This window comes from Comamonas sp. 4034 (genome assembly GCF_050434545.1).
GTDB lineage: Bacteria > Pseudomonadota > Gammaproteobacteria > Burkholderiales > Burkholderiaceae_C > Comamonas > Comamonas odontotermitis.
Genome location: NZ_JBNDIT010000001.1, coordinates 37335 through 59635, shown reverse-complemented (window position 1 = coordinate 59635; position 22301 = coordinate 37335). Strand labels below are relative to the sequence as shown.

Here is a 22301-nt window from a genome sequence, read left to right as displayed (position 1 = left end):
TTACAATACAGGTCATGCCATTCATCGACCAGCTGCGCGCCGCAGCCACCCAAAACAACTCCATGCTGTGCGTGGGCCTGGATCCTGAACCCAGCCGCTTTCCCGGGGCCATGAAGGGCGATGCGTCCAGAATCTATGATTTCTGTGCCGCCATCGTGGATGCCACCCACGACCTGGTCAACAGCTTCAAACCGCAGATTGCGTACTTTGCGGCCCATCGCGCCGAGGACCAGCTGGAAAAGCTGATGGCGCACATGCGTGCGGTTGCACCCCATGTTCCGGTGATTCTTGACGCCAAGCGCGGCGACATCGGATCGACCGCCGAGCAATACGCCAAGGAAGCCTTTGAGCGCTATGGCGCCGATGCGGTGACGTTGTCGCCTTTCATGGGTTTTGACTCCATCACGCCCTATCTGAAATACGAAGGCAAGGGCGCCTTCCTGCTGTGCCGCACCTCCAACCCGGGGGGAGATGACCTGCAGGCCCAGGTGCTGGCCGATGTGCCCGGCAACCCCCGGATGTTCGAGCATGTGGCCCAACTGGCCCAGGGCCCGTGGAACACCAATGGCCAGCTCGGCCTGGTGGTGGGCGCCACGCGCCCGCAGGAAATCGAGCGCGTGCGTGCGCTTGCACCGTCGCTGCCCTTGCTGATTCCTGGCGTGGGCGCGCAGGGCGGCGATGCCGTGGCCACGGTCAAGGCAGCGCGGATCGGGGGCGGCCCCATCGTCATCAATTCCTCGCGTGCGGTTCTGTACGCATCTCAGGGCGACGACTTCGCGCAGGCGGCGCGTCTGGCTGCGCAGCAAACGCGGGATATGCTGAACGCAGTGGACTGAGGGGCACTGTCCAGTGCCTGTCGGCTCTCTGTCGTGCGGATGGCGGCCTGCTGGCGTGGTGCAGCACACGGAAACTTGGCACATTGCAGTGGCGATGTTTCAGGAGAAATGACATGCTGGTTCAAAAACTGCGTTTGCAACGAGGGTGGTCCCAACAACAACTGGCCGAACTGAGTGGCCTGAGCGTGCGAACCATTCAACGTATCGAGCAAGGCAGTGGTGCCACGGTCGAGACCTGGAAATCGCTGGCGTCCGTCTTTGAGGTGGACTTTCAGCAATTACGAGGAGTTCCGGCCATGCATGCATCCGAACAGACAACGGGCAGCCCAGACGCTGACAACGCTTTCCCGCAAGCCCCCGCGCCAATGACCACTGCAAGCGACCAGCAGCGCGCGCAAGAAGAATGGCTGGCGATGCGCCATGTGCGTAAACTGGGCCGCTTTTACCGGCAACTGATGCTATATGTCGTTGTCATCGCCGTACTGGCCCTGGTCAACGCATTCACACAGCGCCATTACTGGTGGGTGGTGTGGCCCGCATTCGGCTGGGGCTTGGCGTTGCTGTTGCAAGCCAACAGGCTGTTCCAGTGGGTGCCGTTTCTCGGCTCGGATTGGGAACGCCGCCAGGTGGAAAAGCGATTGAACCGGCCGCTATAGTGTGTAGCGTGTGATCAATCTTTTGGATTGGTCTGCTTCTCCTTTGTGGGCACAATGGGGCATGGCTGGTGCGGCACTTCCCGGTGTCTGCGCCGCACAAGGATGAAACCATGCATAACTTTTTGAAGCGCCGGCACATGATGCCGGTTTTCTGCGCTGTGGCGCTCGGCACGCTGGCGATCCCGGCGCTGGCAGCAGACAACTATCCCAGCAAACCCATCACCATCGTGGTCGGCTACCCGCCTGGCGGCAGTACCGATCTGGTGGGTCGTCTTGTGGCGACCGAGCTGTCCGAGCGATTGAAACAGCCGGTCGTGATCGAGAACCTGGGCGGGGCTGGTGGCGCAATTGGGGCGCAGAAGGTGGCCAAGGCCACGGCAGATGGCTACACCCTGCTGGTGTCGGCCAATAACGAGATGGCGATTGCGCCGTTGATCAACAAAGCCGTCAAATACGATGTGTTCAAGGATTTTGCGCCGATCGGCCTGGTGGCCACCCAACCCATGGTCTTGGTCGCATCCCATTCCACCGGCGTCAAGAACGCGAATGATTTCATTCAGCTGGTGGCGACGAATCCGGGTAAGTACAGCTATGGCAGCTCTGGTGTCGGCACCGCCTTGCACCTGGCCGGTGAAATGGTCAAGCAAAGTGGCGGCCTGGACATGATCCATGTGCCCTACAAGGGCGTGGCGCCGCTGACGAACGATCTGGTGGGCAACAACCTCGAATTCGGCGTATTCGTGCTCTCATCGGGCCTGCCGCACATCAAGGCGGGCAAGGTGGTGGCACTGGGCACTACCGAGGCGAAACGCTCCAGCGTGACGCCGGATATCCCGGCCCTGGCCGAGAACCCGCAGTTCAAGCATGTGGATATCAACAGCTGGTTTGCGCTGATGGGACCCGCCAAGCTGCCTGCAGCGGTGACTGCCAAACTCAAGACTGCACTGAACGACACCCTGCAGTCGCCTGCCTTCCGCGCCAAGATGGAGGCAACCGGCAACGTGCTGGCATCGCCCAAGGTCGATATGACAGTCTTCCTGAAGACGGAAGTCGCCAAATACAAGAAGATTGTCGACGCCGCCAACATTGAAGAGTGACGGAAAGGTGTGGGGCTGATAACGCACCATTTTGCTATAAAATAAATGGCAAATTGCGCTTTTATGATCCAGCGCAGGAGGCTGTTTTATAGACGCTCCCTGCGCGCAGCCTCCACCAGCCGTCCACCCCAGATCACTACCACCAGTGCCAGCACCACCAGCACGGCGCCAGCCCACTGCCAGGGTGTCACCTTTTCATCCAGCATCAGCATGCCGGTGGACAGGCCAATCACCGGTACACACAGGCTGAAGGGCGCCACGCGATTGGCGGAGTAGCGCTGGATCAGCTGTGTCCACAGCCCGTAGCCGATGGTGGTTGCAATCCAGCCCAGGTAGGCAATGGACGCCCACGCCAGCAGCGGAATCTGCTGCCAGGTCTGCAACTGTGTCCACCTGCCAATATCGCCGTCGTCCAGCCAGGCCGAGAGCGCGATGAACGGAATGATGGGCATCAGGCTGCCCCAGGTGATGAAGGCGATCGGGTCGTAGCTGGCGTTTTCTTTTTGCGCGAGGCGCACCACCACGTTCGAGCAGGACCACGAGGTGGCCGCACACAGTACCAGCAGCAGGCCCGCCAGCGTGGTGCCGCCCGTGCCGTTGCTGCGCAGCTCATTGATCAGCAGGCAGCCCAGGCCCAGTGCGGCAATGCACATGCCTGCCACCAAAGGGCGTGCGGGTTTGCCACGCAACAGCACCCAGGTCCATACCGCTGTCAAAAACACCTGGGTCTGCAGAATCACGCTTGCCAGCGACGCCGTCATGCCGACTTTGAGCGCCGTGAACAGAAAGCCGAACTGCCCCACGCCCTGTAGCAGGCCAAACAGCACCACCCAGCGCCAGTGCACCTTGGGCGGCTTGATGAACAGCACCAGCGGAAACGCCGCGCAGATATAGCGCATGGCGCCCAGTTCAAAAGGCGTGAGGCTGCGCAGCCCCCATTTCATCACCACAAAATTCACCCCCCAGATCACAACGACGGCCATGGCGAGCATCAAATCCCGGGGGCTGAACGGGGGCGACGACGAAGAAGAGGGAGACATGGCGGCAGAGCTGTTGTTGTGCTGTTTTGGCCCAGTGTAGAGTTGGGTGCAGCACCTTGCTGGCACTGCGGTATTGCTATCAAAAGTGGCGCCCCCAATCTTCAGCCTGCAACCGCTGTCGACTCACCCATGCCTCAGGGTAACCGGCCCTGCTGGGTTTACTGCTTTTCAGTCTTTACGGCGTCTGCAGGCGCTGTGGCGACAGTGCAGCTGGCTGCACGCTTTGCTGCTGCAGCACGGGGGCAAGCGGCTCGTTCAGTGCCAGATTGCGTGCCAACAGCGAATAGCCGTACGCACTCTGGATGCCGTAGCCGCCCTGCGCGGCCACCCACAGGAACTGTGGCGCCTGGGTATCCCAGCCGATCACCATTTCTCCGTCTGCCACAAAGCTGCGCAAGCCTGCCCAGGTGTGCTTGGGGCGGCGTATGTCGAACTGCGTGGCCTGCATGATGCGGTCAATGCCAATGGCAATGTCCAGCTCTTCTGGCTGCACATCGTGCGGCGTAGTCGCATCCGCATTCGCGGGAGAGCCGAGCAACTGGCCTGCATCTGGTTTGAAGTACCACTGCTCATCGATATCGATCACCGCCGGCCAGGCATGGCCGTCCATGCCATCGGGCATGGCAAAGGTGAATGCGCTGCGCCGCTTGGGTGTGAGGCCAATGGGTGCGGCGCCTGCCAGACGGCCCATCTCATCGGCCCAGGCGCCGGCGGCGTTGACGATGTGGCGCGCCTGTGCGCTGCGGCCATCGGCCAGTTGTACGGTCCAGCGCTGTGCCTGGGCATTCCATTGCAGTGCCTGCACGCCTGCATCGGTCCACAGCTGGCCGCCGCGCTGGCGCAGACCGCGCAAGAAGCCTTGGTGCAGGCCATGAACATCGAGGTCGCGGGCGCCATCGTCGGTAAAACCGGCCACCAGTACTTCGGTGTTCAGCGCAGGCAGCAGGGCCTTGAGGGCCGTGGTATCCAGCCAGCGGGCGTGGGGGGAATGCAGCTGTGCGTTCTGAAACTCCTTGCGCAGCTGCGGCAGTTGGTCGTTGCTCGCCACATACAGTACGCCGCGCGGGCTCACCAAGGGCTGCTCGGCAAAGTCTGCTGGCGGCTGCTCGTAAAACATGCGGCTGGCGCGTGTCAGCGCCTGCACCTGGGCGGGGCCGTAATGCTCTTCAAACAGCGCGGCAGAACGACCCGTGGTGTGGTAGCCGGGCTGCGATTCACGCTCCAGCACCAGCACGGATGCGCGCTCTGCCAATTGCCAGGCGGTGGAACTGCCAGCCATGCCGGCACCGATGACGATGAAATCCCAGATGGAATCGGATAGGGAATTGGATGCGGCAGAAGGGGAACTGAGGTGTTGGTCCATGATCACCATGGTACTGTCTGGCGTCGACCAAGAGGAGGCCCCATGGCACCGAATTTCCTGCCACTGTCGCCTATGCCACTGCGCTGGAGCGCGCTGCGTCCGCTGTCGGTCTTTGCTGGCGTGTGCATGGCTGCAGGCGTGGCGCAGGCGCAGCCCGCCTTGCCCAAGCCCGAGGTGCTGGCAAGTGGCCTGGCCAACCCATGGGCGCTTGCGCCCCTGCCCGACCAGCGCTGGCTTGTGAGCGAGCGTGCGGGCAAGCTGTGGCTGCTGAACGCGCAGGGCGCAAAGCAGGCGGAGCTGAAAGGCGTGCCCGCCGTGGCATTCGGCGGGCAGGGCGGTTTGCTGGATGTGGTGGCCGACAGCCAGTTTGCCAGCAACCGCCGCATCTACTTTTGCTACAGCGAACCCGGGCAAGACAAGGAGACCAACAGCACGGCGCTCGCCAGCGCACGTATTGCTGCGGATGAGCGCCAGCTTGAAGAGGTCAAGCGGATCTTCAGCCAACGCCCCAAGGTCAAAAGCAGCGCGCATTTTGGTTGTCGCATTGCACAGGCGCGCGACGGCACGCTGTTCCTGAGCCTGGGCGATCGCTACTCCTACCGCAACGATGCGCAGAAATTGGACAACCACCATGGCAAACTGGTGCGCATTGCCGCAGATGGGAGCGTGCCCAGGGACAACCCCTTTGTCGGCAAGCCGGATGTGCTGCCTGAAATCTACAGCTACGGCCATCGCAACAGCCAGGGCCTGACGATGGGGCCTGATGGCCAGCTTTGGCAGCACGAGCATGGTCCCCAGGGCGGCGACGAGGTGAACCGCCCGCAGCCTGGCAAAAACTACGGCTGGCCCGTCATCACCTACGGCGAAGAATATGGCGGCGGCAAGATTGGTGAGGGCGCGCAGAAAGCTGGCATGGAGCAGCCCTTGCATTACTGGGTGCCCAGCATCGCGCCATCGGGCATGGCTTTTGTTACCAGCGATCGCTACGGGCCGGGCTGGAAGGGCAGTTTGCTGGTGGGTGGGCTGAAATCACGCAGTCTCGCCAAGCTGCAGGTACAGGATGGACGCATCACCGGCGAGCAGCGCTTGTACGAGTCGCTGGGCGAGCGCATCCGCGATGTGCGCCAGGGAGTGGATGGCTTGGTCTATCTGCTGACGGATGGGCCCGACGGCAAGCTGATTCGCCTGGTGCCGTAAGAACTGCCCAAGGGCGGCTTACAGCTTGCGTTTGAAGCCCAGATGGCTTGGCTCGAAGCCAAGCTTCTGGTAGAAACGGTGCGCATCGGTGCGGCTTTTATCGGTGGTCAGCTGAACGACTGAGCAGCCCTGCTCACGGCATTGCGCCACCGCCCACTCCAACATCTGCTGGCCTGCGCCAATGCCGCGCAATGCAGCAGCGATGCGTACCGACTCGATCTGGCCACGCCAGGCCCCGGTATGCGACAGGCCGGGCACGAAGGACAGCTGCAGTGTTCCCACGACCTGGCCCTGCAGCTCGGCCACCACGAGGCGCTGGTTCGAATCGGCGCAGATGGCTTCAAATGCCGCGATATAGCGCGAGTCTGGCGGGTTGGCCCGCACCTCACGTTCGCGACCCAGGGCATCGTCCGCCAGCAAGGCAATGATGGCGGGCAGATCGGCAAGGTGAGCGGTGCGAAAAATCAGGCCTGCGGGCACATGTGCAGTGTGGTGTTGCTTGGTATTGGTCATCGGATTGCGGGCTTGCTCTGAAAGCGGTGGCCTCAGGCCTGAAGGTAAGGCGCCAGATACCGCCCGGTATGGCTTGCCGGATTGGCTGCCACTTCTTCGGGGGTGCCCTGTGCCACCACCTGGCCACCGCCCGCGCCGCCCTCGGGGCCCATGTCGATAACCCAGTCGGCGGTTTTGATCACATCCAGGTTGTGCTCGATCACGACGATGGTGTTGCCCGCATCGCGCAACTGGTGCAGCACCTTCAGCAGCAGGTCGATATCGGCAAAGTGCAGGCCGGTGGTGGGCTCGTCCAGAATGTAGAGCGTGCGGCCCGTGTCGCGCTTGGAGAGTTCCTGTGCAAGTTTGACACGCTGCGCCTCGCCGCCTGACAGGGTGGTTGCGCTCTGGCCCAGGCGGATGTAGGACAGGCCCACATCCAGCAGGGTCTGCAGCTTGCGCGCGATGGTCGGCACATCCTTGAAGAAGGTGTGCGCATCCTCCACCGTCATGTCCAGTATCTGCGCAATGTTCTGGCCCTTCCACTGCACCTGCAGGGTTTCGCGGTTGTAGCGCTGACCGTGGCACACATCGCAGGGCACGTACACGTCAGGCAGGAAATGCATCTCCACCTTCACCATGCCATCGCCCTGGCAGGCTTCGCAGCGGCCACCGGCCACGTTGAAGGAAAAGCGTCCTGGGCCGTAGCCGCGTTCCTTGGCGGTGTTGGTCTCGGCCATCAGCTCGCGGATGGGCGTGAACAGTCCGGTGTAGGTGGCCGGGTTGCTGCGCGGCGTGCGGCCAATGGGGGACTGGTCCACGTTGATGACCTTGTCGAAGTAATCGAGCCCCTCGATCTCGTCATACGGCGCCACATCGCCCTGCGCGCGGTTGATCTTTTGCGCCGCCGCAGCGTACAAGGTGTCGTTGACGAGCGTGGATTTGCCCGAGCCCGAGACACCGGTCACACAGGTGAACAGGCCTACCGGAAAATCCACCGTGGCATGGTGCAGATTGTGGCCGCTGGCACCCGCCACCCGCAGGGTCTGCACGGCGTGCGGATCGATGTTTTTGATGCCGGATGTATTGCTTGCGCTTGACTGGCGAGCGCTGACTGCTCCCTTTTTGGGAGTCTTCTTGGCGAGAGAGGCTTCCACGGTCGGAAAATGCGACTCCGCCTTGGCTCCCACGGGCTTGCCCGCAGGTGCTCCCACCGTGCCCTCCAGCACCGGCAGCCAGGGGGTGCGGCGCGGGGGCACGGCAATGGTCTTTTTTCCGCTCAGGTACTGGCCGGTCAGCGACTGCGCATTGGCGCAGATGTCGGCATAGCTGCCCTGTGCCATCACCCGGCCACCGTGCACACCGGCGCCCGGTCCCATGTCGATGATCTGGTCGGCCGCGCGCATCATGTCTTCGTCGTGTTCGACCACGATCACACTGTTGCCGATGTCGCGCAGGTGCATCAGGGTGGCGATCAGGCGGTCATTGTCGCGCTGGTGCAGGCCGATGGAGGGCTCGTCGAGCACGTACATCACCCCCGTCAGGCCGCTGCCGATCTGGGAGGCGAGCCGGATGCGCTGTGCCTCGCCGCCCGAGAGCGTTTCGGCGCTGCGGTCCAGGCTGAGGTAGGTCAGGCCCACGTCGTTGAGGAACTGCAGGCGCGTGCGGATTTCGTGGATAACGCGCGCGGCGATATCGGCCTTGGCGCCGGAGAGGTGCAGATGGCTGAACCAGTCATAGGCTTCGGCTAGGGTGACATGGCTCACGTCCTGAATGGCACGGGCCTCGTCCCCTTCGCCCACGCGCACAAAGCGGGCCTCGCGGCGCAGGCGCGCGCCGTGGCAGTCGGGGCAGGGCTGCACGCTCTGGTAGCGCGAGAGCTCGTCGCGCACGATGCTGGAATCGGTTTCCCGGTAGCGCCTTGCCATATTGGGCAGGATGCCTTCAAAGGGGTGTTTCTTGGTGATCAGCTTGCCTGCGTTTTCGCCGCTGGCCAGTTCGTACTTGAAGGCGATGTCTTCGCTGCCCGATCCGTACAGCACCACCTGCCGCACGTTGTCCGGCAGGCTCTCGAAGGGCTGCTCGATGTCGAACTTGTAGTGGCGGCCCAGGCTCTCCAGCATGGCAAAGTAATAGCCATTGCGGCGGTCCCAGCCCTTGATCGCGCCGCTGGCGAGACTCAGCGAGGGGAATGCCACGACGCGGTCAACGTCGAACACCTCATGCACGCCCAGGCCGTCGCAGGAAGGGCAGGCACCGTGGGGCGAGTTGAACGAGAACAGCCGCGGCTCCAGCTCCGCCAGCGCGTAGCTGCAGATCGGGCACGAGAACTTGCTGCTGAACAGATGTTCCTTGCCGGTGTCCATCTCCATTGCCAGCACACGGCCATTGCCTTCGTTGCCGCCTACGCGCAGCGCCGCCTCAATGCTCTCGGCCAGGCGCTGCTGCACATCGGGGCGGATCTTGACACGGTCGATCACCACGTCGATATCGTGTTTCTCGTTCTTGGCCAGAGGCGGCAGCGCTTCGTGCTCGTACATCTGTCCGTCGACCCGAAAACGCACATAGCCCAGCGCCTGCATCTGCGCAAACAACTCGACGAATTCGCCCTTCTTGCCGCGTGCCACGGGGGCCAGAATCATCAGCTTGGTGTCCTGCGGCAGTGCCAGGATCGCATCCACCATCTGGCTCACGGTCTGCGCCGCGAGCGGCAGGTTGTGGTCCGGGCAGAACGGCGTGCCGGCGCGGGCATACAGCAGGCGCAGGTAGTCGTGGATTTCGGTCACCGTGCCAACGGTGGAGCGCGGGTTGTGGCTGGTTGCCTTCTGCTCGATGGAGATGGCTGGCGACAGGCCTTCGATGAGGTCGACATCGGGTTTGTCGAGCCGGCCCAGGAACTGGCGCGCATAGGCCGACAGGCTCTCGACATAGCGGCGCTGCCCCTCGGCATACAGGGTGTCAAACGCCAGACTCGATTTGCCCGAGCCCGACAGCCCGGTGATCACCACCAGCTGGTGGCGCGGGATGTCGAGATCGATGTTCTTGAGGTTGTGGGTGCGTGCGCCACGGATGGCGATGCGGCTGTGCGCCAGGCGCGCACCCAGGTAGCGGCCATCGTCCTGCGCCGGGGGTTCACCCAGTTCGGCGTGCAGATCGAGGGCGGCATTGGGAATGGTCGGAGTGCGTGGTGGCATGGGTGGCGCGAAGAACCAAAACTCCCCATGATAGCCAGCCAGCGGGTTTTGTGTGTGACCGACGCACTTTGGCGCCAAGGTTGTACAGGGCAAATAGCCATGCCACAGGGCGCAAAAGATGTTGATGTCGCGCAAGTACAGCGATAGAAAATGGAATATACATACGCCAAATCAGTGCATGTAGCTATTGATTTGGAAGCGTGTTGTTTCCTGTTGTCTGTAAGGATTGTGGTGCCGCCCTACACTTGCCGCTGGCGATAATCCTTGTCGCGCTGCGGGCTGAATGTCAGCCCCTTGCTTTTTTGGCCCATCTTCTGATTTCTCCCTTGCCGCGCTCCTCCCGTCCATCCTCTTCTTCATCCGCCATGCTGCCTGCCGAGCGGCGTGCCAGCGTGAGCCTGGCGTTGATCTTCGCGCTGCGCATGCTCGGACTGTTCCTGGTGCTGCCCGTCTTTGCGCTGGAGGCACGCAAGTACCCTGGCGGAGATGATCCGGCGCTGGTGGGGCTGGCCATGGGCATCTATGGGCTCACACAGGCGGTGTGCCAATTGCCGCTGGGCATGGCCTCCGACCGGCTGGGTCGCAAGAAAGTGATCGTGCTGGGCCTGCTGGTATTTGCGGCAGGCAGTCTGCTCGCCGGGCTTGCGGGCAATCTGCACACGCTGCTGATTGGCCGTGCGCTGCAGGGTGCAGGCGCCGTTTCAGCTGCGGTGACGGCGCTCCTGGCAGACCAGACGCGCGATGCCGTACGTACCAAGGCCATGGCACTCGTAGGGGCCAGCATTGGTCTGATGTTTGCGCTGGCCCTGGTGATCAGCCCGCTGCTGGTGGTGCATATCGGCCTTTCGGGCCTGTTTCTGCTGACCTGTGGCCTGGCGCTGGCAGGGATTGCCGTGGTGCTGTGGGTGGTGCCGCCCGAGCCGGTGGTACACCATGACGGCCCACGCGGCAGCCTGCGCGATGTGCTCCGGCACGCCGATCTGCTGCGCTTGAATGGTGGCGTGTTTGTGCTGCACACCGTGCAGATGGCCATGTGGGTGGCGGTGCCTGCCATGCTGGTGCAGGCTGGCCTGCCCAAGGCAGAGCACTGGCATGTCTACCTGCCGGCGGTGGTGCTGTCATTTGTGGCCATGGGTGCGCTGTTTTCGATGGAGCGCAAGGGCAGGCTGCGTGCCGCGCTGCTGGGCGCCATTGCCCTGGTGCTGGTGGTGCAGGTGGGGCTGGGCATGCTGGCGGCTGGCGGCAGCATTCCCACCATCTGGTGCATGGCGCTGTTGATGTTTGTGTTTTTCTGCGGTTTCAATGCGCTGGAGGCCACGCAGCCCAGCCTGGTTTCTCGCATGGCGCCAGCGCCACTGCGTGGTGCAGCGCTGGGCTGTTACAACACCTTGCAGTCGCTGGGCCTGTTCGCAGGCGGCGCGCTGGGGGGAGTCCTCGCCAAGTGGGCCGGGCCGGCGGGCCTGTTTGCCGTCACTGCGGTGCTCACGCTGCTGTGGCTGGTGGTGACCTGGCCATTACGGCCAGTGGCGCGTGCAGACCACAGTGGCGAGGCGGGGAGAGTGAGCGCTGGCAACGGTTCTGCTCGCTGAGTGGGCCAAGCCCTGTTTTTCTGTCGACTCTGCCGCGCACCCGTGCTGCGCTTTGGGGTAGGATACGAACCTGTTTTTCACCAGTGATGGGCGTTTGAAGGCCGCAGGGCCAGCAAGGCTGCCAACGCATAGTAGGCGCTCATTTTTCAAGGACTCATTTCCACCATGGCATCCGTCAACAAAGTCATCATCGTCGGCAATCTCGGCCGCGATCCCGAAATCCGCACCTTCCCGTCGGGCGACCAGGTCGCCAACGTCACCATTGCCACCACCGACCGCTGGCGTGACAAGAACACCGGCGAGAACAAGGAAGCCACCGAATGGCACCGTGTGGTTTTCAATGGCCGCCTGGCAGAAATCGTAGGGCAGTACCTGCGCAAGGGCAGCCAGGTGTATGTGGAAGGCAGCCTGCGCACCCGCAAGTGGACCGACCAGGCCACCGGCCAGGAGCGTTACGCCACCGAAATCCGCGCTGACACCATGCAGATGCTGGGCAGCCGCCAGGGCCAGGGCGGTCAGGGCCAGGGCGACGACTACGGCTATGGCGACAGCGGCTACGGCGACCAAGGCGGTGGCGGCCAGGGTGGTGGTGGCCAAGGCGGCTACCAGCAGCGCCGCGCGCCAGCGCCTGCCATGGCCCCTCGCCAACAGCAGGCACCTGCACCGCGTCCGGCGCCCGCACCCATGCCCGCACCGGCTCCGCGCGCAGCGTCGGGCTTTGACGACATGGACGACGATATTCCGTTCTGATCCGCGCCTGCTGCGCGCTCACCCATGAACGATTCAAGGCCTGCATCCCACTTTGGTGCAGGCCTTTGTTTTTGACGAAAGCCTTGCCATGACTGCTGGTGCCGACATCGTTTCTGCCTTCGCTCCCACGGGCCGCGTGCGCGCTGCCATCAACGTGGGCAATCCCATCCTGGCGCGGCTGCAGACCGATGGCACGCCTGCCGGTGTTTCGGTGGATCTGGCGCAGCGCCTGGCGGTACAGCTGGGAGTGCCGCTGGATCTGCAGGTGTTTGAGGCGGCGGCCAAGTCGGTCGATGCGGTGACGAACGGCGTGGCGGATTTCGGGTTCTTTGCCGTCGATCCGGTGCGCGGTGCAGGCATTGCGTTTTCCGCGCCCTATGTGCTGATTGAAGGGGCTTACATGGTGCGCAGCGATTCGCCGCTCATCGACAACGCCCAGGTCGATGTGCCGGGCCATACCGTGGTGGTAGGCCAGGGCAGCGCGTACGACCTGTACCTGTCGCGCGAGCTCAAGCACGCCAGCATCGTGCGTGCACCGACATCGCCTGCGGTGGTGGATGTGTTTCTGGCGCCCACGGGCGATGTGGCTGCAGGCGTCAAGACCCAGTTGGAGACCAGCGTGGCGCAACGCGGCGGCTTGCGCATGCTGCCCGGGCGCTTCATGGTGATTCAGCAGGCCATGGGCGTGCCAAAAGCACGGGGTACGGCCGTGGCCCAATGGCTGTCCGATTTTGTGGAAGAGGCCAAGGCGAGCGGCTTTGTGGCCGAGGCGCTGGCCCGCCACCAGATACAGGGCGCCATCGTTGCGCCGCGCAAGGATTGAGTGATGGTGTTTGATCGACTGGTGCAACTGCTCGACGGCCATGGCGCGCGCTACCGCGTGCTGGAGCACCCGGCAGAGGGTAAATCGGAAGAGGTGGCGCGAATTCGCGGTACAGCGCCGGGCCAGGGCGCCAAGGCCATGCTGTGCAGAACCAAGAGTGGGGCGGCTGGAGAGAACTGGGTGCTGGCGGTGCTGCCGGGCGACCAGAAGCTGGATTTTCGCAAGCTCGCGGCTGCCCTCGGGTTGCCCAAGATGACGCTGGCGAGCGCTGAAGAAGCCACGCAGCAGACCGGCTGCGTGATCGGAGCCATCCCTCCGTTCAGCCTGGCGCCGCAGATCACGCTGGTGGTGGATCCAGGCCTGGTGGCGCGTTTTGGCGAAATCGCCTTCAATGCCGGCAGGCTGGACCGCTCGATGGTGCTGAACAGCGAGGACTATGTACGCATTGCCCAGCCGGTGCAGCATGCGATCTGCGCGGATGCGGTGTAAGCGAAAAAACGCGGCTGATGCCCAATCAGTGGGTGCAGTGACTTTGTTTTTGATAGCAAGTGTCGGGGTAAAAGGCAGTATTCCCCCTCGTCTGGTCGCTGAACGAGACGCAAAAATCCAACACTGTGGCTGCTCGGCCGGCGTGGTTTGCAGCGTGGCTGCTGTGCCACAGCACAATATGCGCCATGTTCATCGCCATCCCGCTTGAAAACAAACCCTCCTGGCAGTCTCCACCATGGATGACCGTGCTGTTGATCGTCATCAACTGTCTGGTGTTCTGGGTCTGGCAGGAAGGTGAGGAGCGGGGGGCAGAGCGCGCTGCCAAGACCTACGCGCACACGGCGCTTCCTGCGATGGAGGTGCCGGAGTTCGTCAAATACCTGGATGCGCAGAGCCAGAACAAGGACAGCCGCATCAGCAAGCAACTGGTGCGCATGGCCCAGGGCCTGCAAAAATCCCAGGATTACGAGCAGTTGTACACGCTGATGTGGCAAGAGGGCCGCTTTCGGCGCCAGTTGCTGGCGGGCGAGGTGATCCGGCCTGGCGATCCGCTCCATGCCGAATGGCAGGCAGCCCGCACCCGCTTTGCGCCGCAGGAGCCCAAGCCCTTCACATCGCGCTGGGCCATGAGCTACGAGCCCGGCGCCGGCTTGCAGCCTGTGCAGGCCTTCACCTCCACCTTCCTGCATGGCAGCACCGGCCACCTGGTGGGCAATATGGTGTTTCTGTTCCTGTTCGGCTTCACGCTGGAGATGGCGCTGGGTGCAGGGCTGTACCTGTGTTTTTATGTCATCGCCGGCATCAGTGCATCGCTGTTCGCAGGCCTGTTCTATGCCGGCATGGGCAGCTACGGACTGGGTGCATCGGGTGCGATTGCAGGGCTGATGGCCATGTACGTGGTGCTCTACCGCATGCGGCGCATCCGGTTCTTCTACATGCTGGCGTTCTACTTCAACTACGCCACCTGGCCCGCGCTGGTACTGCTGCCGGTGTGGATGGGGTTCGAGTTGGCGCAACACTGGATAGGCGGGCGCGGCGTGGCCTACATGGCGCACTTTGGCGGCCTGGTGGCAGGGGGTATCCTGATGGCGCTGTACCTGCAATTGCGGCGCAAGGAATCGGTGGTGGAGGAGGCTGCGCGCGACAAACAGGCGGCCAAGGCGCAGGCAGATGCCTTGCAGGCGGCCGTGCAGCGGGCCCAGCAGCATACCGATGCGTTGGCGTTTGACCGTGCGGCCCGTGCGTGGCGCGAGGCCGCCAAGCTCGCGCCCACTGATCCCAAGATTCTGCGTGCCTGGTTCGAGAGCGCCCGCCATACCCCTGCCAGCGATGATTTCCACCTGGCCGCGCGCGCCATCTTCAAGCTGCCCGCCAGGACCGATGCCGAGCGCCAACTGCAGCACCGCAGCTGGCGTGTGTACTGCGAGCGCGCCCAGCCGGTGCCGCGCATCAGCAGCAACACGCTCCATGCGCTGATGCCGGGCTTTGTACGCCTGGGCGAATGGGACGACGCCCAGAAGCTGTGCCAGCAACTGGAAAAGGCTGCGGACCACCCGCAGTGGCCAAGCACCCTGGCATTGCTGGCCAATGGCCTGGCCAAAGCCGGTCGCATGGAAGATGCGCGCCGCTGGCTGCCCGCGCTGCAGCAGGCGGCACCGCACGAGCCGGTGACGCGTTGGCTGGGTGGGGCTGTGCGGTGAAGCATGGGCCTCTGCCCCGTCTGTGTTTTGTAAAGAGATTGTGAAGTTATGGCTTATGATCGTTTCTGACAATACATAAAGTTGCGGCTTGCAAGTTTCGCAATCGTCTACAGACAACAGGGGCGGCCATGGGCCTATCGCGTTCACAACCGGAAGTCGACAACGACAGCGCCAACTGGAACATTCCTCCTTTCTGGCACAAGCTCAACAGCTTTTTCCTGTTTCCATTCCAGCGCACGCCATTCATGTACGCCGTGGTGCTGTCGCTGTGCGCCTATGCCATGTTCATGGGGCTGCTCATCGGGATTGCGGTGTTTGTGGGCCTGATGCTGGCCGTCAGCCGCTATGCGTTCAAGGCAGCAGCATATGCATCGCGCGGCGTACTGGACAGCAGCGACTATGACCATTACCCGCTGGACGCCGACCTCAAGGTGCTGCCCTGGAAGTTCTTTGGCGTGCTCCTGGTGCACGGCTTTGTCATCGGCATGTTGGCGCAGGCCAGCATCAAGCTGGGCGTGCTGGGCAACCTGGGGTCGTCGTTCCTGATTCCTGTCACCTTGATGGTATTGATCAGCACGGGCAGCCTGTCGTCGGCCATCAATCCGTTCATTCTGCTGGGCACGATTGCCGGTATCGGGCTGCCGTATTTCCTGCTGTGCCTGTTTTTGTTCCTGCTGATGCAGGGCGCGCCTATGGCCATGGGCTTTTTGCTGGCGCTGGTGCCCAAGGCCATGCTGGCGCCGCTGATGGCCTTTGCCATTATCTACTTTCTGTGGGTGATTGCGGCCATGATCGGCTATGTGATGTACCAGAACCATGCGGAGTTCGGCATCGAGCCCGACAAGGCGCCCGAAGCCGAAGGCGGCAGCACGGTGCAGATTGACCCGCAGGCCGCAGAGGCCAAACGGCGCGATGCCGCCGTTGCGCAACTGGTGCAGAACGGCGACATGCAGGCCGCGCAGGACGAGGCGCGCGAATGGCAGCGTCTTAATTACGACAATGTGGCCGACCAGCGGCGCTACCACCGTGTGCTCAAGCTCACTGACAAGACAGCCGAACTTGCGCGCCATGGCCAGCAGTTCATCGACCTGTTATTGCGAAAACACCAGGCCAGCGAAGCACTGGAGGTCTGGGGCAGTTGCTACAAGCGCATGCCCGGTTTCAAGCTGGAGTCTGCCGAGGCCTCCCTGGCATTGGCTAGCACCGCCTGGAAGCGCCAGCAAGGATCGCATGCGCTGGCGGTGCTGCAGAATTTCGAGAAGAACTACCCGGGAAGCCCGGTGATTCCGCAGGCGCAGGAGCTGATCGTCCGGGTGCTCAAACAAGGGCTGGGCAAGCCCGATCAGGCGGTGCGCGTTTTCATGCGCATGAAGATGCGCTACCCCGAGCATCCCAGCACGCAGGAGGCGGCATGGATCCTGCGCGACGAATTGCCGCAGGACCCTGCCAAGTCGGCAGCGCCCGTTGCGCCAGTGTAGGTCTATCGCTTAGAGCTTAGAGCGCAGCTTGGGCAGGCGTGGCATGCGCTACGCCTGCCTCCGTACCCACCTGGGCGATGATGCCGCCGCCCAGGCAGACCTCGCCGTCATACAGCACGGCTGACTGGCCAGGCGTCACGGCCCATTGCGCCTCTGGAAAATCCAGGTGAAAGTGGCTGTTCGTCGCGTCGGCGCCGATGGTGGCAGGCGAATCAGGCTGGCGGTAGCGGGTTTTGGAGCCGTAGGTGCCCGCAGCAGGCGGGTGGCCTGCAATCCAGCTGGTATTGTCGGCATCGAGGGCATGCGACAGCAGCCAGGGATGGTCGTGCCCCTGCACCACGCGCAGGATGTTCTTGTCCAGATCCTTGCGTGCCACAAACCACGGCGCATGGTCGCCCGCGCCGCGCGCAGCACCCTTTTCCTTGACGCCGCCAATGCCCAGGCCCGAGCGCTGGCCCAGCGTATAGAACGACAGCCCCACATGCTTGCCCAGCTTGCGGTTGCGATCATCCAGGATCAGGCCGGGCTCCTTGCTGATGTAGCGGTTGAGGAAGTCGCGGAACGGGCGCTCGCCGATGAAGCAGATACCGGTGGAATCCTTCTTCTTGGCATTGGGCAGGCCAATTTCTTCGGCGATGCGGCGCACCTCGGTTTTCCGCAACTCACCCACAGGGAACAGGGCCTTGGACAGCTGCGCCTGGTTCAGGCGGTGCAGGAAATAGCTCTGGTCCTTGGCAGGGTCGAGCCCCTTGAGCAGCTCGAACAGGCGGGTTTCTGGGTTCTGGCGCACACGTGCGTAGTGGCCGGTGGCAATCTTTTCGGCGCCCAGGCGCATGGCGTGGTCCAGAAACGCCTTGAACTTGATCTCGGCGTTGCACAGCACGTCGGGGTTGGGTGTGCGGCCTGCCTGGTACTCGCGCAGGAATTCCGCGAACACGCGGTCTTTGTAGTCGGCCGCAAAATTGACGTGTTCGATCTCGATGCCGATCACGTCGGCCACGGCGGCGGCGTCGACAAAGTCGATGTTCGACGAGCAGTACTCGCTGTCGTCGTCATCTTCCCAGTTCTTCATGAAGATGCCGACGACCTCGTGTCCCTGCTTTTTGAGCAAATACGCGGTGACGGCCGAATCCACGCCGCCACTCAACCCCACTACGATGCGCTGTTTAACCATGGGCGCAATTATCCGCCTCGGCAGCGGGCGCATGCTGCGCTAGGGCTATGGCATGCTCGCGGCCTATCGTTCATATTTTTGAACGATGAATGCAAATTTCGGTTATTTATCGACGATCGTTCCATCATTAATATTCATTTCAGGCGTTAGGCACGAATCTTCGTTGCAGACGCTCCTGGCGTGCAACGCCCGCCGACTGATCTGAAAAGGAACGACCATGTCCCACAAGCCCTATGTTCGCCTCGACAAGGACAATGCCGCCGTGCTGCTGGTGGATCACCAGACGGGCCTGCTCTCCCTGGTGCGCGATATCGATCCCGACAAGTTCAAGAACAATGTGCTCGCGCTGAGCGATCTGGCCAACTACTTCAAGCTGCCCACTGTCCTGACCACCAGCTTTGAAGACGGCCCCAACGGCCCGCTGGTGCCCGAACTGGTGCAGGCGCACCCCAAGGCGCCGTTCATCCCACGCCCCGGCCAGATCAATGCCTGGGATAACGAAGACTTCGTCAAGGCCGTCAAGGCCACCGGCAAGAAGCAACTGATCATTGCCGGCGTGGTGACCGAGGTGTGCGTGGCCTTTCCGGCGCTGGCGGCCATCGAAGAAGGCTTCGAGGTGTTCGTGGTGACCGATGCATCGGGCACGTTCAATGAAATCACCCGCGATTCGGCCTGGCGCCGCATGGAAGCAGCGGGTGTTCAGCTGATGACCTGGTTTGGCGTGGCCTGTGAGCTGCACCGCGACTGGCGCAACGATGTGGAAGGGCTGGGCACCCTGTTCAGCAACCACATCCCTGACTACCGCAATCTGATGAACAGCTATTCGCGTGCCAGTGCAAGCAAATAAAGCGCCAATAGCTATTAAATAGGTAGCAACAAAGCCAAAACTGCAAGGAGCCGCCATGGAGCAAGCGCATGTCATCGCCTACCAGGCGCAGACGGGTTTCATCGGCCTGCAACTGCCCGATGGCAGCTACGCCCTGGCGGAGCAACTGGGCAACCAGCCGCTGCGCGAAGGCCAGCTGCTGCAAGGCAACCTGCACAGCGTGGGGCTGGAGACGCTGGAAGACGCCAGCACGCATGCGGCCTATGAGGTGTTCATGCAGGCCTATGGGCTCTCGGCAGAAGGTTTGCGGCTGGCGCTGCTGTAAGCACGTTCCAAGAACCTGCTCAACGTGGCCGCAGACATTGCAGATAGATATTGCAGATATAGATATTGCAGATATCGAACCAGCAGATGGAAAAAGGCGATCCCTGGATCGCCTTTTTGCTGCCACCCGAAGGCCGGGTTTGAAAGACGGGTTTATTGCGGTGTCAGCGCAATGCGTTCGCGCGTGGCTTTCTCTACTGCGCTGCGTGAATAGGCGAGCGGAAAGTACTGGCCTGCCGCCCAGGTGTTGGCCAGGTCACGGTAATGCGGGCTGGCCGGGTTGCCTGATTGGCCGGGCGTGTTGACCACGCGCGAAGCATCCCAGTTGCCCACATCCACCACCATGCGGAAAGACGCGCCCGATGTCAGCTGGTAGGTGTCTGCGTTGTAGCTGGTGGCCATGGGCGTGGCCCATGATCCGCCAATGCCGCCAGCCCCAACATTGAGCTTCTGCCTGGTGGCGCTGTCCACCACACCGGCCAAGGGGTGTACGAAGATCGCCTGGTGCAGGTCACCCCAGGTCCAGCTCTTCGCATCGGCCCCCAGCTTGCCCTGCAGCCACTGCATGGCAGGCGCAATGGAGGACAGCAGCACCTGGTCGCGCTCGGCCGGACTCATCCATCCCTGGGGGGTCTCCAGCACCGTGATCATGCGGGTGGCGCTGGTGTCCTTGGAAAAGCTGCGCTCGCCTGCCGCCAGCACCCGGTCGGTCAGTGCTTTCTTCAAGGTGGCGTTGCTCCAGACCTCGTACAGCGCTGCGGCGGCGCTGTCCTTGGACATGGTGCCGTCCCAGCCCTGCAGCATGACCAGGCCCTGCGCGGTCTGTGCATCGCTGCTCTTGAGCGGCGCCAGCAGCTTGAGCAGGCGCTGCGCCGGTACGGCCACGATGTCGGTCTGCCAGGCTTCGGAGTCGGCAACGCTGAGCTTTCTGCCTTCCTTGGCTGCCTTTTCAAACAGCCCATGCAGGCGCTGCGCGCGCGCCGAATCGGACCATTCGTAGCCAATGCCCTTCTGGTAGAGCGGATGGCCGGGCGGCACATTGTTTTCGTTGGCGGTCACCACATAGCCGCGCTGGGGGTTGAACTCCCAGGGTAGCTCGTCGCCATTGCGGTAGCCTGTCCATTCAAAGCGGCCGTCACCGGGTACGGGTGTCAGCCCGTCCCAATTGGGGCGGATCGGTGTCAGGCCGCCGGGAATCCAGCCGATGTTGCCGCTGCTGTCGGCGTAGACCTGGTTCTCACCCGGTGCGCCCCAGCGGTTCATCGCCGCGCGGAACTGGTCGAAGTTCTGCGCCCGCATGTAATCCATCGAGCCGAAGTATGGCGCCATGCCCAGGTCCAGCCAGGCTGCGCGCAGCGCGTAGGCCTTGTTGTTTTCGGCGGCCAGCACCGGGCCGTGGCGGGTGTACCAGTTCTCCACGATGACCGGCTTGGCCGCGCCCTTGACGGGAATGGTTTCCGTGACGCGGGTCATGGGCTCCCACCGGCCCTGGTATTTGTATTCCTTGCTGTTTTGCGGGTTGGTCTCGTACACGTACAGGTCTTCCTGGTCCATGTAGAAGCGCGTCAGGCCAAAGGCAATGCGGCCGTTGTGGCCGATGGAGATGCCGGGCAGAAACGGCTCGCCCGCGCCGATCACATCCATGCCGGGGGCTGAGATGTGCGAGATGTAGCGCAGGCTGGGCGCGCCATGCGCGCGGTGCGGGTCGTTGGCCAGAATGGGGCGGCTGGTCGTGGTCATGCCGGGCGCAATGGTCCAGTTGTTGCTGCCATAGCTGGCCAGGGTGTTGGCATCGGGCTGGTTCAGAGTGGATTCGGACAGGGCCAGCAGCTGTTCGGGGGCCATATCCTGTGCGGAAACCTTGACGTTTTCCTTGGTAAAGCGCGGGCTGGCAGTGGCGAGGGCATAGGCGCGCTTGAGCTCCTTGCCGGGCAGGCCGCACACCTCCAACCCTTCGGGGATCTGCGGTTTCACATCAGGCACCAGTTCGCGGCGCAGCCAGTCCACGCGGGCGCCGTTCTGCTTGCCCTCGCAGAAGGCCTGGGCGCGGTCCACCTCGCCGGTGAAGTTCAGCGTGAGGCCGTGGTGCCGGATGCGCACCGTGTCTTCTGCGGCCCATTTGGCGGGTTGGTAGCCCAGCAGTCTGAACTCCTCCGGCAGCAGGCTGGGGTCTGCCTGGGTCTGGGCCACAAAGGCATTCACTCCGGCCACAAAGGCCTCGGCCACCCGTTTGGAGTCCGATCCATAGGCCAGCCATTCGCGGTACATGTCGCCGCGAAACAGGACGGCCCGCGCAGCCTTGTCGCTCTCGACCCAGGCCGGGCCGAAATCCTGGGCCATTTCGCCCAGTCCGCGCTTGCGCCACAGATCCATCTGCCACAGCCGGTCACGGGCGGCCATGTAGCCTTGCACCACAAAGGCGTCGTAGGTGGTGCCGGCATAGATGTGCGGCACGCCCCATTGGTCGATCAGCACTTCGGCGGGCTTTTCCAGCCCGGCAATCTTGGCCTGGCTCTGCGAGGTGGGAGCGGTTCCCAGCGAGCTGCAACCTGCGGCCAGAAGCGCGGCAGCAAGTGGCAGTGCCAAAAGCCGCGTGCGGCGAGGCATGGTGGAAGGGAAGGCAGGGTGTTGGCGTGGCACGGTGTCGTCTCCTCGTTGTGAGGCGTCCACATTGCCACGGGGCAGCATGCCGCGCTATCGCCTGCGCGGCAGTACGGCGTCAGGAGATCGTCAACAGGTTCTAAGCGCCCGTCTCGGGCTCTACCAGTACCGACGCATCGGTGTAGATCAGCCCCAGCGGAAAGCGCTGCCCGGACAGGTAATCGTTCAATGACTGCAGCACCAGTGGGCTGCGTAATTGACCTGCATCATGGGCGGCCTGTATCTCGTCCTGGGTCATCCACACCGTGCGGCGAATACCATCGTCCAGCGGCTGGCCTTCGTGGAAGGCGCCCAGGGTGCCGGTGAAGGAAAAGCGCATATAGGTCGTGTCCGTGCCGGTCTTGGTGCGGACAAAGCGATTCATATAGACGCCCAGCAGCGCCGTGGGCTTGAAATCGAATGCGGTCTCTTCCAGCACCTCGCGCGCGCAGGCCTGGATGGGCGACTCGCCAGGGTCCAGATGCCCGGCAGGGTTGTTCAGGCGAACACCGTCCGAAGTGTCTTCTTCTACCAGTAAAAAGCGGCCATCACGCTCGATAATGGCGGCCACGGTGACATTGGGTTTCCAGCGGTGGGGCATGCGCGCATTATGGGTGAAGTCGAATGGGGCGC

19 protein-coding genes are annotated in these 22301 nt (G+C 62.9%); 12 read left to right on the top strand and 7 right to left on the bottom strand.

Annotation, left to right across the window (positions count from 1 at the left end):
- The first annotated feature begins 14 nt into the window (after positions 1–14).
- The 3 genes from pyrF to ABIE32_RS00250 all read left to right on the top strand — a co-directional run bounded on the left by pyrF (position 15) and on the right by ABIE32_RS00250 (position 2589).
- Positions 15–836, top strand: coding sequence for an orotidine-5'-phosphate decarboxylase (gene pyrF, locus ABIE32_RS00260; RefSeq protein WP_429012650.1), 822 nt, complete (start codon positions 15–17; stop codon positions 834–836).
- A gap of 113 nt (positions 837–949) precedes the next feature.
- Entirely contained in the window at positions 950–1492 is a 543-nt protein-coding gene (locus tag ABIE32_RS00255; protein ID WP_429012648.1) for a helix-turn-helix domain-containing protein, read from the top strand.
- Between the two features lie 110 nt (positions 1493–1602).
- On the top strand, positions 1603–2589 hold the full coding sequence (locus ABIE32_RS00250; protein ID WP_429012646.1) for a Bug family tripartite tricarboxylate transporter substrate binding protein: 987 nt from the start codon (positions 1603–1605) through the stop codon (positions 2587–2589).
- Positions 2590–2675: 86 nt separating this feature from the next.
- Here the strand turns inward: ABIE32_RS00250 and ABIE32_RS00245 are convergent, their stop codons facing one another.
- Together ABIE32_RS00245 and ABIE32_RS00240 are read right to left on the bottom strand one after the other, a co-directional pair.
- The gene (locus tag ABIE32_RS00245; RefSeq protein WP_429012643.1) at positions 2676–3629 is read right to left on the bottom strand and encodes an EamA family transporter; all 954 of its coding nucleotides are present in this window, start codon (positions 3627–3629) and stop codon (positions 2676–2678) included.
- 175 nt (positions 3630–3804) lie between these two features.
- On the bottom strand, positions 3805–4992 hold the full coding sequence (locus ABIE32_RS00240; RefSeq protein ID WP_429012640.1) for an NAD(P)/FAD-dependent oxidoreductase: 1188 nt from the start codon (positions 4990–4992) through the stop codon (positions 3805–3807).
- 72 nt (positions 4993–5064) lie between these two features.
- Here ABIE32_RS00240 and ABIE32_RS00235 point away from each other — a divergent pair, with 72 nt between their 5' ends.
- Entirely contained in the window at positions 5065–6189 is a 1125-nt protein-coding gene (locus tag ABIE32_RS00235) for a PQQ-dependent sugar dehydrogenase (RefSeq protein ID WP_429013599.1), read from the top strand.
- Between the two features lie 18 nt (positions 6190–6207).
- On the opposite strand, the gene ABIE32_RS00230 is transcribed toward ABIE32_RS00235, so the two are convergent.
- Both ABIE32_RS00230 and uvrA read right to left on the bottom strand, forming a co-directional pair.
- Positions 6208–6669: an N-acetyltransferase family protein gene (locus ABIE32_RS00230; protein WP_429013597.1), complete on the bottom strand. Its 462-nt coding sequence runs from the start codon at positions 6667–6669 to the stop codon at positions 6208–6210.
- Between the two features lie 65 nt (positions 6670–6734).
- Entirely contained in the window at positions 6735–9875 is a 3141-nt protein-coding gene (gene uvrA, locus ABIE32_RS00225) for an excinuclease ABC subunit UvrA (protein WP_429012637.1), read from the bottom strand.
- Positions 9876–10240: 365 nt separating this feature from the next.
- Between uvrA and ABIE32_RS00220 the strand changes: the two genes are divergently transcribed.
- From ABIE32_RS00220 to ABIE32_RS00195, 6 genes are all read left to right on the top strand, one after another.
- Positions 10241–11464 (top strand): MFS transporter, encoded by a 1224-nt coding sequence (locus tag ABIE32_RS00220; RefSeq protein ID WP_429013594.1) that lies wholly within the window; start codon positions 10241–10243, stop codon positions 11462–11464.
- Positions 11465–11629: 165 nt separating this feature from the next.
- Complete coding sequence (ssb, locus tag ABIE32_RS00215; RefSeq protein WP_429012634.1) at positions 11630–12214, top strand: single-stranded DNA-binding protein; 585 nt, start codon at positions 11630–11632, stop codon at positions 12212–12214.
- 88 nt (positions 12215–12302) lie between these two features.
- Positions 12303–13037: an ABC transporter substrate-binding protein gene (locus tag ABIE32_RS00210; protein ID WP_429012632.1), complete on the top strand. Its 735-nt coding sequence runs from the start codon at positions 12303–12305 to the stop codon at positions 13035–13037.
- Between the two features lie 3 nt (positions 13038–13040).
- Positions 13041–13526, top strand: a complete 486-nt coding sequence (locus tag ABIE32_RS00205; protein ID WP_429012630.1) for a YbaK/prolyl-tRNA synthetase associated domain-containing protein — start codon at positions 13041–13043, stop codon at positions 13524–13526.
- 185 nt (positions 13527–13711) lie between these two features.
- Positions 13712–15226, top strand: a complete 1515-nt coding sequence (locus ABIE32_RS00200; RefSeq protein ID WP_429012627.1) for a rhomboid family intramembrane serine protease — start codon at positions 13712–13714, stop codon at positions 15224–15226.
- A gap of 128 nt (positions 15227–15354) precedes the next feature.
- Positions 15355–16704 carry a tetratricopeptide repeat protein gene (locus tag ABIE32_RS00195; protein WP_429012624.1) on the top strand — a complete coding sequence of 450 codons (1350 nt, stop codon included), beginning with the start codon at positions 15355–15357 and terminating at the stop codon, positions 16702–16704.
- Between the two features lie 16 nt (positions 16705–16720).
- Here ABIE32_RS00195 and mnmA read toward each other — a convergent pair whose 3' ends face one another.
- Entirely contained in the window at positions 16721–17878 is a 1158-nt protein-coding gene (gene mnmA, locus ABIE32_RS00190) for a tRNA 2-thiouridine(34) synthase MnmA (protein WP_429012621.1), read from the bottom strand.
- A 217-nt stretch (positions 17879–18095) separates the two neighbouring features.
- Between mnmA and ycaC the strand changes: the two genes are divergently transcribed.
- Together ycaC and ABIE32_RS00180 are read left to right on the top strand one after the other, a co-directional pair.
- Entirely contained in the window at positions 18096–18725 is a 630-nt protein-coding gene (gene ycaC, locus ABIE32_RS00185; protein WP_395023780.1) for an isochorismate family cysteine hydrolase YcaC, read from the top strand.
- A gap of 55 nt (positions 18726–18780) precedes the next feature.
- A complete protein-coding gene (locus ABIE32_RS00180) occupies positions 18781–19029 on the top strand; it encodes a hypothetical protein (RefSeq protein ID WP_429012618.1) in 249 nt (82 codons plus the stop codon).
- 152 nt (positions 19030–19181) lie between these two features.
- Here ABIE32_RS00180 and ABIE32_RS00175 read toward each other — a convergent pair whose 3' ends face one another.
- Together ABIE32_RS00175 and ABIE32_RS00170 are read right to left on the bottom strand one after the other, a co-directional pair.
- Complete coding sequence (locus tag ABIE32_RS00175; protein ID WP_429013591.1) at positions 19182–21635, bottom strand: penicillin acylase family protein; 2454 nt, start codon at positions 21633–21635, stop codon at positions 19182–19184.
- Between the two features lie 133 nt (positions 21636–21768).
- A complete protein-coding gene (locus ABIE32_RS00170; RefSeq protein WP_429012615.1) occupies positions 21769–22269 on the bottom strand; it encodes an NUDIX hydrolase in 501 nt (166 codons plus the stop codon).
- Positions 22270–22301 lie beyond the last annotated feature (32 nt).